Below are 13,429 nucleotides of genomic sequence, written 5' to 3' on the forward strand. Positions count from 1 at the left end.
GAGCGACGTCACTTTCCGGTGACGCCGCTCAAGGCTCAGGAACCGCAATGACCAAAGTCGATTTCTATATCCTGCCCAGCGCCGATCCTTCGGCACGGCTGGATTTCGCCTGCAAGCTCACCGAAAAAGCCTGGCGCATGGGCCATCGCATTTACCTGCACTGCAGCGATGCCGCCCAGCGTGATGACCTCGATGCGCGTTTGTGGGCCTTCAAGGGCGAAAGCTTCGTGCCCCACGGTCCCGCCGAAAGCGAGCCAGAGGGTTTGATTGTCCTGGGTCTTGGCGATGACTGCGGTCAGCATCAGGATCTGCTGGTCAATCTTGACCTGAAAGTCCCGGTATTTGCCAAACAGTTCGCCCGCGTGGCGGAAGTGGTGGTGGAAGATCCGACGATTCGTACGGCTGCGCGGGAGAGTTTCCGTTTCTACCGCGAACAGGGCTATCCTCTGCAAGATCACCGTTTACAGCGACTCTGAGCATTCCGATGGACACTCCAAAACCGCAGAAAAACTCCGCGCATCTGCTGGATGACCTCGAGTCGATCCGCCAACTGCTCGGCGATGACAACCTGCAACCGCCCTTGCTGACCGACACGGTCATCGAAGGTGATCAGGAACAGATCCCCATGCTGTTCGACGCCGTTGGCAATGCGCCGCAACCGGTCGAAACGACACCCCCGCCCGCCCCAGCCGCGCAACCGTCGCCTGCCGCGAGCAAAGGCCCTGACGCCCTGCTGCACCTGGACAGCGAACTGCGCGCCGCCGCGCTATTGATCATGCAAGACGTGATCGACGACTTCGCCCCGCACATCGAAACCGAAATCAAACGCCGTCTTGATGCGCGGATGGAACGGTTGCTCAGCCAGTACGAATAAACACCACCCCCCTGTGGGAGCGAGCCTGCTCGCGATAGCATCTCCTCGGTTTCCTGATAGACCGCGGCGCCTGCATCGCGAGCAGGCTCGCTCCCACATTTGATCTGCGCTGTAATTGATCAAGCGCCCTGTCCGCACCTGCTCGCCCTACGCCCCATGCCCCGCTATACTTGCCGGCTTTTCCTGAATAAATGCCAATAGGGTCCCGCCGCGCATGGATAAGACCTACCAGCCGCACGCCATTGAAACTTCCTGGTACAACACCTGGGAGTCTGAGAATTACTTCGCCCCGCAAGGCGCGGGCGAGTCCTACACCATCATGATCCCGCCGCCGAACGTCACCGGCAGCCTGCACATGGGTCACGGCTTCAACAACGCGATCATGGACGCCCTGATCCGTTTCCGCCGCATGCAGGGTCGCAACACCCTGTGGCAGCCGGGCACCGACCACGCCGGTATCGCCACGCAAATGCTGGTGGAGCGCCAACTCGAAGCCCAGGGCCAGAATCGCCACGATCTGGGCCGCGAGAAATTCCTCGAGAAAGTCTGGGAGTGGAAGGATCAGTCCGGCGGCAACATCAGCCGTCAGATCCGTCGCCTCGGCTCGTCCGTGGACTGGAGCCGTGAGCGCTTCACCATGGACGACGGTCTCTCGGAAGCGGTAAAAGAAGCGTTCGTGCGCCTGCACGAAGACGGCCTGATCTACCGCGGCAAGCGTCTGGTCAACTGGGACACCAAGCTGCACACGGCGATTTCCGACCTCGAAGTGGAAAACCACGACGAGAAAGGTTTCCTGTGGAACCTGAAGTACCCGCTGGCCGACGGCGCCAAAACCGCTGAAGGTAACGATTACCTGATCGTCGCGACCACCCGTCCGGAAACCATGCTCGGCGACGCCGCCGTGGCCGTTAACCCGAACGATGATCGCTACAAAGCCCTGATCGGCAAATTTGTCGAGCTGCCATTGGTTGGCCGCCGCATCCCGATCATCGCCGACGATTACTGCGATCCTGAATTCGGCACCGGTTGCGTGAAAATCACCCCGGCCCACGATTTCAACGACTACGAAGTCGGCAAGCGCCACAACCTGCCGCTGCTGAACATCTTCGACAAAAACGCCAATGTTCTGCCCGCAGCCCAAGTGTTCAACCTGGACGGCACGCTGAACACCGAAGTCGATGGCAAGCTTCCGGCCGAATACGCCGGTCTGGACCGTTTCGAAGCGCGCAAGCAGATTGTTGCGGCATTTGAAGCCGCCGGCCTGCTGGTCAGCGTCGACGATCACGCCCTGAAAGTGCCGAAAGGCGACCGCTCCGGTACCATCATCGAGCCGTGGCTGACCGACCAGTGGTACGTTTCCACCAAGCCATTGGCCGAACCGGCCATCGCAGCGGTTGAAGACGGCCGCATTCAGTTCGTGCCAAAACAATACGAAAACATGTACTTCTCGTGGATGCGTGACATCCAGGATTGGTGCATCAGCCGTCAGCTGTGGTGGGGTCACCGGATTCCGGCCTGGTACGACGAGTCGGGCAAGGTCTACGTCGGTCGCGACGAAGCCGAAGTGCGTGCCAAGAACAATCTCGGCCCGGACGTTGCGCTGCAACAGGACAACGATGTTCTGGATACCTGGTTCAGTTCGGGCCTGTGGACTTTCTCCACGCTCGGCTGGCCGGAGCAGACCGAATTCCTGAAAAAATTCCACTCCACCGACGTACTGGTGACCGGTTTCGACATCATTTTCTTCTGGGTTGCCCGGATGATCATGCTCACCATGCACTTGGTGAAAAACGAAGACGGCACGCCGCAGGTTCCGTTCAAGACCGTTTACGTGCACGGTCTGGTGCGTGATGGCCAGGGCCAGAAGATGTCGAAGTCCAAGGGCAACGTCCTGGACCCGCTGGACATCATCGACGGCATCGAGCTGGAAGAGCTGGTGCAGAAACGCACCTCCGGCATGATGCAGCCGAAACTGGCGAAGAAGATCGAGAAACAGACCCGCGACGAGTTCGCCGACGGCATCGCCAGCTACGGCACTGACGCCCTGCGCTTCACGTTCTGTTCGCTGGCATCGACCGGCCGCGACATCAAGTTCGACATGGGCCGCGTCGAAGGCTATCGCAACTTCTGCAACAAGATCTGGAACGCTGCGCGCTACGTCCTGGACAAGGGCGAAGACTGCGGCCAGAACGGCGAAGCCTACGAGCTGTCCCTGGCGGATCGCTGGATCATTTCGCAGTTGCAACGCACTGAAGCCGAAGTCACTCGTCAGCTTGATCAGTTCCGCTTCGACCTGGCCGCACAAGCCTTGTACGAGTTCATCTGGAACCAGTATTGCGACTGGTATCTGGAACTGTCCAAGCCTGTGCTGTGGGACGAAAATGCACCGGTCGAACGTCAACGCGGCACCCGCCGCACGCTGGTTCGAGTGCTGGAAGTCGCGTTGCGCCTGGCGCACCCGTTCATGCCGTTCATCACCGAAGAAATCTGGCAGCGCGTCGCGCCGCTGGCCGGTATCGAAGGCAAGACGATCATGCTGCAACCTTGGCCAGTGGCCAACGAAGCACGCATCGATCAGGGCGCCGAAGACGACATCGAATGGCTCAAGGGCCTGATGCTCGGCACCCGTAACATCCGTGGCGAGATGAACATCGGCCCGGGCAAGCCGCTGAACCTGTTCCTGAAGAACGTCAGCGCCGAAGATCAGCGTCGTCTCACCGAGAACGAAGCGCTGCTGAAGAAGCTGGCGCGTCTGGAATCGATCACCGTCCTGAAGGCCGGCGAAGAAGCACCGCTGTCCGCCACCGCACTGGTTGGCGAGATGGAAGTGCTGGTGCCGATGGCTGGCCTGATCGACAAAGATGCCGAACTGGCACGCCTGGACAAGGAAATCCTGCGTCTGCAGGGCGAAGTTCAGCGCGTCGGCGGCAAGCTGTCCAACGCCGGTTTCGTTGACAAGGCCCCGGCCGAAGTCATCGAGAAGGAACGCGCCAAACTGGCCGAGGCTGAACAGGCCTTAGGCAAGCTGGCGGAGCAGCATGCGCGGATTGCCAGCCTGTAACGGCAAATCGCAATGAAAAAGGGAGGCCCGAAACGGCCTCCTTTTTTGTGCCCATCACTTTCCCCCTACACCACAAATCCCTTGTGGGAGCGAGCCTGCTCGCGATGAGGCCATAACATTCAACATTGATGTCGCCTGTTTCGCCGCCATCGCGAGCAGGCTCGCTCCCACAGGGGGATTGTGCTGTTTGTCACAATTGGGTTCACAACGGCTGGATGTGGGACAATACCCGCCACTTTTAGCCATACCCGAATCGACAACGCCCATGAACGCCCCCCGCACCCCAAGACCTGCGCGCAAGAAGCCTGACTCCGCTACCCCGGCCAAAGCCGTGGAACCCCGCGAGAAGGCCAGCCTGCATCCGCGCAATCGCCACCAGGGTCGTTATGACTTCCCGGCGCTGATCAAAACCACGCCGGAACTGGCGAAGTTCGTGATCATCAACCCGTATGGCAAGGAAAGCATCGACTTCGCCAGCCCGGACGCGGTTCGGGTGTTCAACCGGGCGCTGCTCAAGTCGTTCTACGGCATTGCCCACTGGGACATCCCGGCCGATTACCTGTGCCCACCGGTGCCGGGCCGTGCCGACTACGTGCATTTCCTGGCCGACCTGCTGGCCAGCGTCAACGATGGCGAGATTCCTCGCGGTGCACCGGTCAAGGTGCTCGATATCGGCATGGGCGCCAACTGCGTCTATCCGCTGATCGGCTACAGCGACTATCGCTGGCACTTCCTCGGCTCGGAAATCGACCCGACGGCCGTGGCCGCCGCCAAAGCCATCGTGCAATCCAACGGGCTGAACAAAGCCATCCAGCTGCGCCAGCAAAGCAATCCCAAGCACATTCTGTTGGGCCTGCTCGAGCCCGGCGAACGCTTTGACCTGACCATGTGCAACCCGCCGTTCCACGCCTCGATGGACGAGGCAACCAAGGGCAGCGAGCGTAAATGGCGCGCACTGGGCCGCGCCGACCCGAAACGCAAACTGCCAGTGCTGAACTTTGGCGGTCAATCGGCCGAACTGTGGTGTGAAGGCGGCGAAGCACGGTTTGTGACGCAACTGATTGCCGAGAGTGCGCATTTTCAACACAAAGTGCTTTGGTTCAGCACCCTTGTCTCGAAAGCCTCAAACCTGCCTGCGATCCAGACGGCACTGAAAAAGGCCGGCGTATTGGAAAGCCAGGTCGTGGAAATGTCCCAAGGGCAGAAGCAAAGCCGCTTCGTCGCCTGGACGTTCCAGACTAAAAGCGAGCAGCAGGTCTGGCGCGAACGTTGGGCGCGTAAAAGCTGAGTAACTAACCGACGCAGATCAACTGTGGGAGCGAGCCTGCTCGCGATGGCGGTGCATCAGTCGACATCATCGTTAACTGACACGCAGCCATCGCGAGCAGGCTCGCTCCCACATGGGTTTAGCGATGTTTTCAGGTCAATCGCTAAATCGCAGACACAAAAAAACCGTGCCCGGATTGCTCCGGAGCACGGTTTTTTTTAACAAGTCTTACTTGTTAACAGCGTCGGTCAGGCCTTTGGCCACAACCAGCTTGATAACTTTCTTGGCAGCGATTTCGATGGCAGCGCCAGTCGAAGGGTTGCGGCCGGTACGGGCAGGACGCTCAGTCACTTTCAGCTTGCCGATACCTGGCAGGGTGATTTCGCCGCCGTTTTCCAGCTGATCGGCAACGATTTGGCCCAGTTGGTCCAGAGCGTTACGCGCGGTGGTTTTTGGCGCGTCGATAGCTTCAGCGATGTCGGCGATCAGTTGGTCTTTAGTAAGAGCCATGTAATGTTCCTTCCCTATCAAATTCATATGGATTGCAGAGTGCAGTGTCAGCCATCGAGCCCGATCTTCTGGATCTGGCACCCTCGGCCATAACCACGACGAGTCGGGGTTATAGATGCCGAAATCAGGGTTTGGTTCGACCTGACAAATGCTGAATGCACGCTTAACGCAGTGACTTCGCGTAAGACCGGGCAAAACTAGCACAGAGACGGGGAAATATCCGCCTCTAGCTACCCATTTGGTCAGCTTTATTGCTCTAAATCGGTAAAAAACTGCATAAGCCCGGTCGCGCGCCCCTGTTTTACCCCGCAACCCCCTGTAGGAGCTGCCGAAGGCTGCGATCTTTTGACTTTAATTTTTTAAAAAACAAGATCAAAAGATCGCAGCCTTCGGCAGCTCCTACAGGGGGACGGTTACAACGTCCTGTCGAGAGAATCGGGTACACTGAGCGCTTTTTCGGGGGAGCACGCCCTCCTCTCTTCAATCAGCCGAGAAGCCCATGCCGATCCGTCATTGCATCGTCCACCTGATCGACAAAAAACCCGACGGCACACCCGCAGTTCTTCATGCCCGCGATTCCGAACTGGCCGAGTCCAGCGCCATCGAGTACATGCTTGCCGATCTCAACGAGAGCTACAACGCCAAACAAGGCAAGGCCTGGGGCTTCTTCCATGCCGAGTCCGGGGCGCATCCGTTCAGCGGCTGGCTGAAGGAATACCTCGACGGCGGCAAGGACTTCACAGCCTTCAGCCGGGTGGCGGTGGAACATCTGCAGAAGCTGATGGAAGAGTCGAACCTCTCTGTGGGCGGCCACGTGCTGTTTGCTCATTACCAGCAGGGCATGACCGATTACCTCGCCATCGCCCTGCTGCACCACAGCGAAGGCGTGGCAGTGACCGATCAGCTGGACGTGACCCCTTCGCGACACCTGGACCTTGGACAGTTGCACCTGGCAGCGCGGATCAACGTCTCCGAGTGGCAGAACAACAAACAGTCCAAGCAGTACATCTCGTTCATCAAAGGCAAGAACGGCAAAAAGGTTTCGGAGTACTTCCGCGACTTCATCGGCTGCCAGGAAGGCGTCGACGGCCCCGGCGAAACCCGTACCCTGCTCAAGGCTTTCAGTGACTTCGTCGAAAGCGAAGACCTGCCGGAAGAGTCCGCGCGCGAAAAGACCAAGACCCTGGTGGATTACGCCAGCAGCCAGGCAAAAATGGGCGAGCCCATGGGCCTGGAAGAGTTGTCCGGGCTGATCGACGAAGAACGCCCGAAAGCTTTCTACGATCACATCCGCAACAAAGACTATGGCCTGTCGCCCGAGATCCCTGCGGATAAGCGCACCCTGAACCAGTTCCGCCGCTTCACCGGCCGTGCCGAGGGCTTGTCCATCAGCTTCGAAGCGCACCTGCTGGGCTCGAAGATCGAATACGACGAAGAAGCCGGCACGCTGATCATCAAAGGCCTGCCGACCCAATTGACCGACCAGCTCAAGCGACGTAACTGATGCTCGGCGGCGTATTGAAGAAATGCCTGCTGATCCTGCTGGTGGTCGTTATTTACCAGAACTGGGGCAAGATCGAGCGGGTGTTTCACCCCTCGCAAGTGGTGTCCGAGCAGACCCAGGCCAAGGCCAACGTCGTGCTCTACGCCACTGATTGGTGCGGCTACTGCAAGCTGACCCGACGCTTTCTCGACCAGAAGGGCATTCCGTACAAGGAATTCGATATCGAGAAAGATGCCCTGGCGCGTAAAGCCTATGAGGCGCTCGGAGGACGCGGGATTCCGCTGATCGATGTGAACGGGACGTTGATACGCGGGTATGACCCGGACAAGGTTCTTGCGGCGCTGGAATAACTCTTCAGACCGACACCGTTCCTTGTGGGAGCTGGCTTGCCTGCGATAGCGGAGTGTCAGGCAACATCAAAATTGCAGGGCTGACCTCATCGCAGGCAAGCCAGCTCCCACAGGTTAGTGCATGAACAGAAATTCAATGGTTAGCGCCTACTGAACTTCGATGCGGAACCCGAACCGCGGAAAGTGCACGTGCACCACACCGGCCCGCTCGTCTTCGCGACGTAAAATGAGCTCCTCGCTACCCGCAAACAACAACTCACCCGCCACCGGATCAACGCCGTAATCGGTCGCGGCGATCACCACCTGCTGGCCAACCTCGAACCCATTCGGCTCATCGAACTGCTCATCCGGTAACGCGGCTGGCGTGGCGTTGCGAGCGACTTCAAGCGCTTCCCCAGAAGTCATCTCGCTGAACGCGCCATGACCAAAGCCCATCACACGACCAAACCACGCCGAAACGGCCGGATAAGCATCCACCAACGGTGACGTCACGTGCGTCGCCTTGAGAAACCACAACGGGTGAGCCAGAGCAAAGTCGGCAATCGACGGCTCGCCAAACAGGAAGTCGCCCTGTTCGCGCTGAAGCTGCTGTTCCAGACGCGCCATGATCGTTGGCCACTGATGCCGAGTCTGTTCGGCCGATAACCGGGTGGCGCTGCCACCGCTGAACAAGCCAGCGCGATCGGCCAGGAACCCCTTGATCGCTTCCGGCGACAACTTGCCAAAGCGCACCGCCACCGACGCCGGCTGGAACACCAGGCTGACCGCATGCTGGAACACCACCGAATCGGCCCACGCCGCGAAAGTTGCGGTGATCATTTCCTGGCCTTCCGGGAAAAACGCCGGCAAGGCTTTTTCCTGCTCCAGACGAAGAGCCATCAACGCGGTGTCGCAATAAATATCGGCGCCAATCTGCAACACCGGCGTCTTGCGGTAGCCGCCGGTCAGCGCCGTCAAATCGGGCTTGGGCATCACTGGCGAGATGTTCACCGAGCGCCAGGACAGCCCCTTGAAGCCCAGCAGCAACCGGGCCTTTTCGGCGAAAGGGGACGTCGGGTAATGATGCAGAATCAACTCGGACATGCTCGGCTCCGTCGCTCGGATAAGGAGCCCGCAGCTTAACGCGCAATCCACAAGCAGCCTACCCATCTGCCTGATGGGCGCTTATCAGTCAGATTGATAAGCCCGCAGCCGCGCTCGCCACTAGACATTCCTTGGCGCTTTTCTTGAGTTTTTTGATCAGGCGTTCCTGGCGCAGTGCTTCGCTTTTGTCACGGCAGACTTCGGTGTAGACCAATGCCACGGCCGGGCTGGACAGAAAGAAGCGCGCGCCCTTGCCACTTTGGTGAGTGGCGAAGCGGCGAACGGGATCGTCGCTGATCCCGCAGTAGAGCGAACCATTGGCCGCGCGAACGAGGTAGACGAACCAGGGTTTGCTGACGGGCAGCGGCGGTTCGGCGGCAATGACGGAAGATTCGCTTGAGGTGTTCACGTGACGATCAAGGCTTGTAGGAAACAAGCCGCGATCTTATCAGCGACTGGCCTGGAATGCCTTCAGCCCCTTCAACGCTTGAGCACGAACGGCGTTTTTCACCACTGGCGTCCAACCCAACAACAGCCCTTTGAAACCCAGCGCCTGACGCGACCAGCGCCACAGATCAAAGCTGTCGTGATGCTCGCAGATCTTGCCATCGCGAAACACGAAACGTGCCTGGATGTCGTTGACCACGATGTTGCCGGTCTGGCTGAACAGGTAAGTCGCCACCCAATGGGCACCACCGGTGCGTTCATCGCTGCGCACGTTATCGAAGGTCAGGGAGAAGTCTTTGGCCCGGGTGGTTAGCATGCGCCACATGTCGCCAGCATCGCGCCCGCGCAGTTCGCCAAACGCCGGATCACTGAACACCACATCGTCGGTGTAGCAAGCGCTCATGGCCTCGGCATCCAGCCGCTGGAAGGCTTGGTAGAACCGGGTGATCAAGGCGTTGTGGGCATCACTCATGGGCACGCTCCGGAGAATAGGCAGATTGCCAGCACGATAATCTGCAAGCGGACGAAACACCATCAGCATTCGCACTCCGAATACCGACAGTGTGTGCAAATCAGATCTTTTCGCTTTCGACCTGCACGTACAGCGAACGCCCGGCACCCAGGCCGGCGATGATCGCGCCAAGGCCAATGACGCCGAAGATCCAGCCCAGGGCGCTCCAGCCGCCGGTCCAGTCATGCACCACGCCAACCGCGAACGGCCCCATGGACGCCAGGGTGTAACCGAAGCCCTGGGCCATGCTCGACAGGTTGGCCGCGACATGAGCATCCCGCGAACGCAGCACGATCAGGGTCAGCGCCAGGCTGAACGTGGCGCCCTGCCCCAACCCCAGCAGGATCGCCCAGCCCCACAAGCCATCGATCGGTGCATAAAGGCAACCGAACAAACCGCCGAGGGTCATTGCCATGACGATCACGATCGCCAATCGCTGATCCTTGCCACGGGTCGCCAGCCAGGGTGCCGCCAGCGAGCTGATCAACTGGACAATCACCGACCCCGACAGCACCAGACCGGCCTGGGTTGGTGTCAGACCGCGGCCGATCAGAATCGACGGTAGCCAGCCAAACACGATGTAGGCCAAAGACGATTGCAGGCCCATGTACAAGGTCACTTGCCAGGCCAGCGGATCCCGCAACAGCCCTCGGACCCGATAGGCAACATGATGCGCGCCGTGTTTCTGGCCGACTTGCGGTAACCAGAAAATCGCCGCGACCAACGCTGGAACCACCCAGAAGCCGAGACCCAAGGCCCAGCTTTTGTCGAAATGTTCGCTCAACGGCACGGTCGCCCCGGCCGCCATGGCCGCGCCCAGGCACAGGGCCATGGTGTAGACGCCGGTCATGGTGCCAGCCTGTTTCGGGAAGTCGCGTTTGACGATGCCGGGCAGCAGCACGCCGATCACCCCGATGCTGGCGCCGGCCAACACGCTGCCAGCGAACAGGCCAACTTCGCCGAACGAACTGCGCAGAATGATCCCGCCGGCCAGCATCAGGAGAATCCCCAACACCACCCGCTCGGCACCAAAACGTCGCGCCAGCACCGGCGCCAATGGCGCGAACAGGCCGAGGCAAAGCACCGGCAAGGTCGTCAGCAAACCGGCCTGGGCGGCCGATAGCCCCAGTGTTTTCGAGACATCGCTGAGCATCGGCGCCATGCTCGACAGCGCCGGACGCAAGTTCAGCGCCACCAGAATCAGGCCGAGCAACAACAGCCACGGCCGCTGAAGGACCGGGTGAGTTTGCTGAACCTGTTCGTCATCAGCCTCGGCGTCGATCAACAGCTCTTCGAGCTCTGCCGCACGCTTGAGCTCAGTGATGCGGCTGTTACTGGCCTGCTGGCTGGACATGGGGTTCTCGGTTTCAAGGTTCATTGATCAACTGCCTCGACAAGGCTTTGGCCCGTTCCGGGTCGCGTTGCTCGACGGCCTCGAGCAGTTCGACATGAAGGTCGAACACCGCTTGGCGCCGGGGTGAGATGTTCAGGGTCTGGCGCAAGTGCGCGCCGACGATGCTGGAGAAATAGCGATACAGCTCGCTGAGTGTCGGGTTGTGCGCCGCATCCACCAGTCGACGGTGAAACACCAGATCGCAGGCGATGTAGGTGTCGAGATCGCCGTGGTAGTGATTGCCGCTGACGCCTAGCGCTTCGCGCAATGCCACCAGGTCTTCATCGGTGCGGCGTAACGCCGCGAGGCCGATGGCTTCGACTTCCAGAATGTGCCGGGTTTCCCGAGCCTGTTCCTGAGTGCAACGGGACAACGCCTTCATGGTGTCCAGCGGATCAATCACCGCCCGCAGATAGCTGCCGTCGCCCTGGCGAATCTCGATCAACCCGGAAAACGCCAACACGCGCATGGCTTCACGCACCGTGTTGCGGCTGATGCCCAGCTCAGTCGCCAGCTCCGGCTCGGTGGGCAAGCGCTGGCCGACCGTCCAGATGCCTTGATTGATGCGCAGGCGTAGCTGGTCCAGGGCCTGATCGACCAGGGATCGTTTAATTAATGGAGAAATGTCTGACATAGGATTCGCCCTTTCATCCAATCATAGGATGAATTTTCTGACATGTTAGTCAGCTACGCGTAGGACGGCAACCGCCTACGTTCAAAGGGCAGGAGAAGGAGCGGGATTTTCGATTAGTCAAAATTACCCTTTAAGGGTAATTTCAGGGACAGGGCAAGCGGCTTCTTATGGAAAAGAATACCCCCCACTACGACTTGGCAGTGGTCAAGGCGGAGATTGTCAGGCTGGGCAGAAAGGCATTCACCCGGCGGGCTCTGGAATCGGGCAATGACAAGGGCTTAAACCTCTGCCAAATGATCCAGGCGACCAGCGCACTGGAACGCCGAATGCTCTTCAAATCCATGACCACCTATGTCGACCATCGGGTCTGGCATGACGTTTATCACACAACATTTCATGGAATGGAGATTTACATCAAAGTGTCTTACCGCCCCGGTGGTGGACATCCGGTAGTCTCCTTCAAGGAGAAAAACCTATGAGAACGCAGCAATGCGTCAACTGCGGTACTCACGATGGAATGGGGCACTTTGAAGGACGCACCCTCTCCGTCAATTACAAACAAATGTCTCGACTTGTTAACAATCTTGCGGGCTGGGAATGCAGAGTTTGCGGAGAAATCGAATTCGATCATGACACCGACAGCGCTGACCGTTATTCGGAAGCAGGCGATCAGTTGCTCAAGGACTGCTTGCAACTGATCGGCTCCGAGATAAAGCGCATCCGCCGTAAACTCCATCTTACGCAAAAAAACGCAGTGCAGTTGCTGTCCGGCGGTGGGAACAATGCTTTTTCGCGGTATGAACGAGGCGAGCTACCTGCGCCAAAACCGTTACTCACACTAATGCAGCTATTGGATCGTCATCCCTATTTGCTGGCTGAAATTCAGGTCTTGAACGAAGGTGCCGCCCTCAAACAACTATTGGCCGCTCGCCATCCGGAACGGGAGGCAGAGCTCACCTCCTGACCCCATACGCAGAACAAAAATAAACCCGGAACACTGTCCGGGTTTATTTCACTGCCAAGCGCCAATCAATGCAGAATCTGACTCAAGAACAGCTTCGTGCGCTCGTTCTGCGGGTTGTCGAAGAAGTCGTTCGGCGCGGCCTGTTCGACGATTTCACCCTTGTCCATGAAGATCACGCGGTTGGCCACGGTACGGGCGAAGCCCATTTCGTGAGTCACGCAGAGCATGGTCATGCCGTCTTCGGCCAGGCCGATCATGGTGTCCAGAACCTCTTTCACCATCTCTGGGTCGAGTGCCGAAGTCGGTTCGTCGAACAGCATGATTTTCGGTTTCATGCACAGGGCACGGGCAATCGCCACACGCTGTTGCTGACCACCAGACAGCTGCCCCGGGTATTTATGCGCCTGTTCCGGAATGCGTACGCGCTCCAGGTAATGCATGGCGATCTCTTCGGCCTTGCGCTTGGGCATCTTGCGTACCCACATCGGTGCCAAGGTGCAGTTCTGCAGGATGGTCAGGTGCGGGAACAGGTTGAAGTGCTGGAACACCATGCCGACTTCACGGCGGATCGCTTCGATCTGCTTGAGGTCGTTGGTCAGCTCCACGCCATCGACCACAATGCGGCCCTGCTGGTGTTCTTCCAGACGATTGAGGCAACGGATGGTGGTGGATTTGCCGGAACCCGACGGGCCGCACAGGACGATACGCTCGCCCTGTTTAACGTTCAGGTTGATGTCTTTCAACACGTGGAACTGGCCGTACCACTTGTTCACGCCCTGCATCTGAATAATGCCTTCAGGGCTCACAGGCTTTTTGATTGCTTCGCTCATT

At 58.9% G+C, this 13,429-nt stretch carries 15 protein-coding genes; 8 read left to right on the plus strand and 7 right to left on the minus strand.

The window, feature by feature from the left end; all coding sequences use genetic code 11:
• Window positions 1–47: 47 nt before the first annotated feature.
• The 4 genes from AB7M22_RS21465 (at window position 48) to rlmF (ending at window position 5,223) form a co-directional block, all read left to right on the plus strand.
• The gene (locus AB7M22_RS21465; RefSeq protein WP_008004948.1) at window positions 48–476 is read left to right on the plus strand and encodes a DNA polymerase III subunit chi; all 429 of its coding nucleotides are present in this window, start codon (window positions 48–50) and stop codon (window positions 474–476) included.
• Window positions 477–484: 8 nt separating this feature from the next.
• On the plus strand, window positions 485–874 hold the full coding sequence (locus AB7M22_RS21470) for a DNA polymerase III subunit chi (protein ID WP_454187722.1): 390 nt from the start codon (window positions 485–487) through the stop codon (window positions 872–874).
• 214 nt (window positions 875–1,088) lie between these two features.
• The gene (locus AB7M22_RS21475) at window positions 1,089–3,935 is read left to right on the plus strand and encodes a valine--tRNA ligase (RefSeq protein ID WP_454187723.1); all 2,847 of its coding nucleotides are present in this window, start codon (window positions 1,089–1,091) and stop codon (window positions 3,933–3,935) included.
• 265 nt (window positions 3,936–4,200) lie between these two features.
• Window positions 4,201–5,223, plus strand: a complete 1,023-nt coding sequence (rlmF, locus tag AB7M22_RS21480) for a 23S rRNA (adenine(1618)-N(6))-methyltransferase RlmF (protein WP_007905515.1) — start codon at window positions 4,201–4,203, stop codon at window positions 5,221–5,223.
• Window positions 5,224–5,430: 207 nt separating this feature from the next.
• On the opposite strand, the gene AB7M22_RS21485 is transcribed toward rlmF, so the two are convergent.
• Entirely contained in the window at window positions 5,431–5,712 is a 282-nt protein-coding gene (locus tag AB7M22_RS21485) for an HU family DNA-binding protein (RefSeq protein WP_007905514.1), read from the minus strand.
• 499 nt (window positions 5,713–6,211) lie between these two features.
• Between AB7M22_RS21485 and yejK the strand changes: the two genes are divergently transcribed.
• Together yejK and AB7M22_RS21495 are read left to right on the plus strand one after the other, a co-directional pair.
• Entirely contained in the window at window positions 6,212–7,216 is a 1,005-nt protein-coding gene (gene yejK, locus AB7M22_RS21490) for a nucleoid-associated protein YejK (RefSeq protein WP_007905511.1), read from the plus strand.
• On the plus strand, window positions 7,216–7,566 hold the full coding sequence (locus AB7M22_RS21495) for a glutaredoxin family protein (RefSeq protein ID WP_454187724.1): 351 nt from the start codon (window positions 7,216–7,218) through the stop codon (window positions 7,564–7,566). The genes yejK and AB7M22_RS21495 overlap by 1 nt, the downstream gene beginning before the upstream one ends.
• A 147-nt stretch (window positions 7,567–7,713) precedes the next feature.
• On the opposite strand, the gene AB7M22_RS21500 is transcribed toward AB7M22_RS21495, so the two are convergent.
• From AB7M22_RS21500 to AB7M22_RS21520, 5 genes are all read right to left on the minus strand, one after another.
• A complete protein-coding gene (locus tag AB7M22_RS21500; RefSeq protein WP_454187725.1) occupies window positions 7,714–8,649 on the minus strand; it encodes a glutathione S-transferase family protein in 936 nt (311 codons plus the stop codon).
• An 88-nt stretch (window positions 8,650–8,737) separates the two neighbouring features.
• Entirely contained in the window at window positions 8,738–9,058 is a 321-nt protein-coding gene (locus tag AB7M22_RS21505; RefSeq protein WP_007905504.1) for a GIY-YIG nuclease family protein, read from the minus strand.
• Window positions 9,059–9,097: 39 nt separating this feature from the next.
• A complete protein-coding gene (locus AB7M22_RS21510; RefSeq protein ID WP_454187726.1) occupies window positions 9,098–9,568 on the minus strand; it encodes a nuclear transport factor 2 family protein in 471 nt (156 codons plus the stop codon).
• A 100-nt stretch (window positions 9,569–9,668) separates the two neighbouring features.
• Window positions 9,669–10,985 (minus strand): CynX/NimT family MFS transporter, encoded by a 1,317-nt coding sequence (locus AB7M22_RS21515; RefSeq protein WP_454187727.1) that lies wholly within the window; start codon window positions 10,983–10,985, stop codon window positions 9,669–9,671.
• The gene (locus AB7M22_RS21520; RefSeq protein WP_454187728.1) at window positions 10,975–11,634 is read right to left on the minus strand and encodes a FadR/GntR family transcriptional regulator; all 660 of its coding nucleotides are present in this window, start codon (window positions 11,632–11,634) and stop codon (window positions 10,975–10,977) included. Before AB7M22_RS21520 ends, AB7M22_RS21515 begins: the two co-directional genes overlap by 11 nt.
• A gap of 167 nt (window positions 11,635–11,801) precedes the next feature.
• Here AB7M22_RS21520 and AB7M22_RS21525 point away from each other — a divergent pair, with 167 nt between their 5' ends.
• Both AB7M22_RS21525 and AB7M22_RS21530 read left to right on the plus strand, forming a co-directional pair.
• The gene (locus AB7M22_RS21525; RefSeq protein WP_454187729.1) at window positions 11,802–12,113 is read left to right on the plus strand and encodes a type II toxin-antitoxin system MqsR family toxin; all 312 of its coding nucleotides are present in this window, start codon (window positions 11,802–11,804) and stop codon (window positions 12,111–12,113) included.
• Complete coding sequence (locus AB7M22_RS21530; protein WP_007905494.1) at window positions 12,110–12,598, plus strand: type II toxin-antitoxin system MqsA family antitoxin; 489 nt, start codon at window positions 12,110–12,112, stop codon at window positions 12,596–12,598. Before AB7M22_RS21525 ends, AB7M22_RS21530 begins: the two co-directional genes overlap by 4 nt.
• Window positions 12,599–12,663: 65 nt before the next feature.
• Here the strand turns inward: AB7M22_RS21530 and AB7M22_RS21535 are convergent, their stop codons facing one another.
• Window positions 12,664–13,428, minus strand: a complete 765-nt coding sequence (locus AB7M22_RS21535) for an amino acid ABC transporter ATP-binding protein (RefSeq protein ID WP_007905492.1) — start codon at window positions 13,426–13,428, stop codon at window positions 12,664–12,666.
• Window position 13,429 lies beyond the last annotated feature (1 nt).

It is taken from the genome of Pseudomonas sp. ADAK2 TE3594, from assembly GCF_053628675.1.

Excerpts from the sequence above, each read along its gene's own strand:
- AB7M22_RS21530 (WP_007905494.1), top strand. The coding sequence starts at position 12,110 with ATGAGAACGCAGCAATGCGTCAACTGCGGTACTCACGATGGAATGGGG.
- AB7M22_RS21470 (WP_454187722.1), top strand. The coding sequence starts at position 485 with ATGGACACTCCAAAACCGCAGAAAAACTCCGCGCATCTGCTGGATGAC.
- AB7M22_RS21465 (WP_008004948.1), top strand. The coding sequence starts at position 48 with ATGACCAAAGTCGATTTCTATATCCTGCCCAGCGCCGATCCTTCGGCA.
- AB7M22_RS21525 (WP_454187729.1), top strand. The coding sequence starts at position 11,802 with ATGGAAAAGAATACCCCCCACTACGACTTGGCAGTGGTCAAGGCGGAG.
- AB7M22_RS21520 (WP_454187728.1), bottom strand. The coding sequence starts at position 11,634 with ATGTCAGACATTTCTCCATTAATTAAACGATCCCTGGTCGATCAGGCC.
- AB7M22_RS21515 (WP_454187727.1), bottom strand. The coding sequence starts at position 10,985 with ATGAACCTTGAAACCGAGAACCCCATGTCCAGCCAGCAGGCCAGTAAC.
- rlmF (WP_007905515.1), top strand. The coding sequence starts at position 4,201 with ATGAACGCCCCCCGCACCCCAAGACCTGCGCGCAAGAAGCCTGACTCC.
- AB7M22_RS21475 (WP_454187723.1), top strand. The coding sequence starts at position 1,089 with ATGGATAAGACCTACCAGCCGCACGCCATTGAAACTTCCTGGTACAAC.
- AB7M22_RS21500 (WP_454187725.1), bottom strand. The coding sequence starts at position 8,649 with ATGTCCGAGTTGATTCTGCATCATTACCCGACGTCCCCTTTCGCCGAA.
- AB7M22_RS21535 (WP_007905492.1), bottom strand. The coding sequence starts at position 13,428 with ATGAGCGAAGCAATCAAAAAGCCTGTGAGCCCTGAAGGCATTATTCAG.
- AB7M22_RS21495 (WP_454187724.1), top strand. The coding sequence starts at position 7,216 with ATGCTCGGCGGCGTATTGAAGAAATGCCTGCTGATCCTGCTGGTGGTC.
- AB7M22_RS21510 (WP_454187726.1), bottom strand. The coding sequence starts at position 9,568 with ATGAGTGATGCCCACAACGCCTTGATCACCCGGTTCTACCAAGCCTTC.
- AB7M22_RS21485 (WP_007905514.1), bottom strand. The coding sequence starts at position 5,712 with ATGGCTCTTACTAAAGACCAACTGATCGCCGACATCGCTGAAGCTATC.
- yejK (WP_007905511.1), top strand. The coding sequence starts at position 6,212 with ATGCCGATCCGTCATTGCATCGTCCACCTGATCGACAAAAAACCCGAC.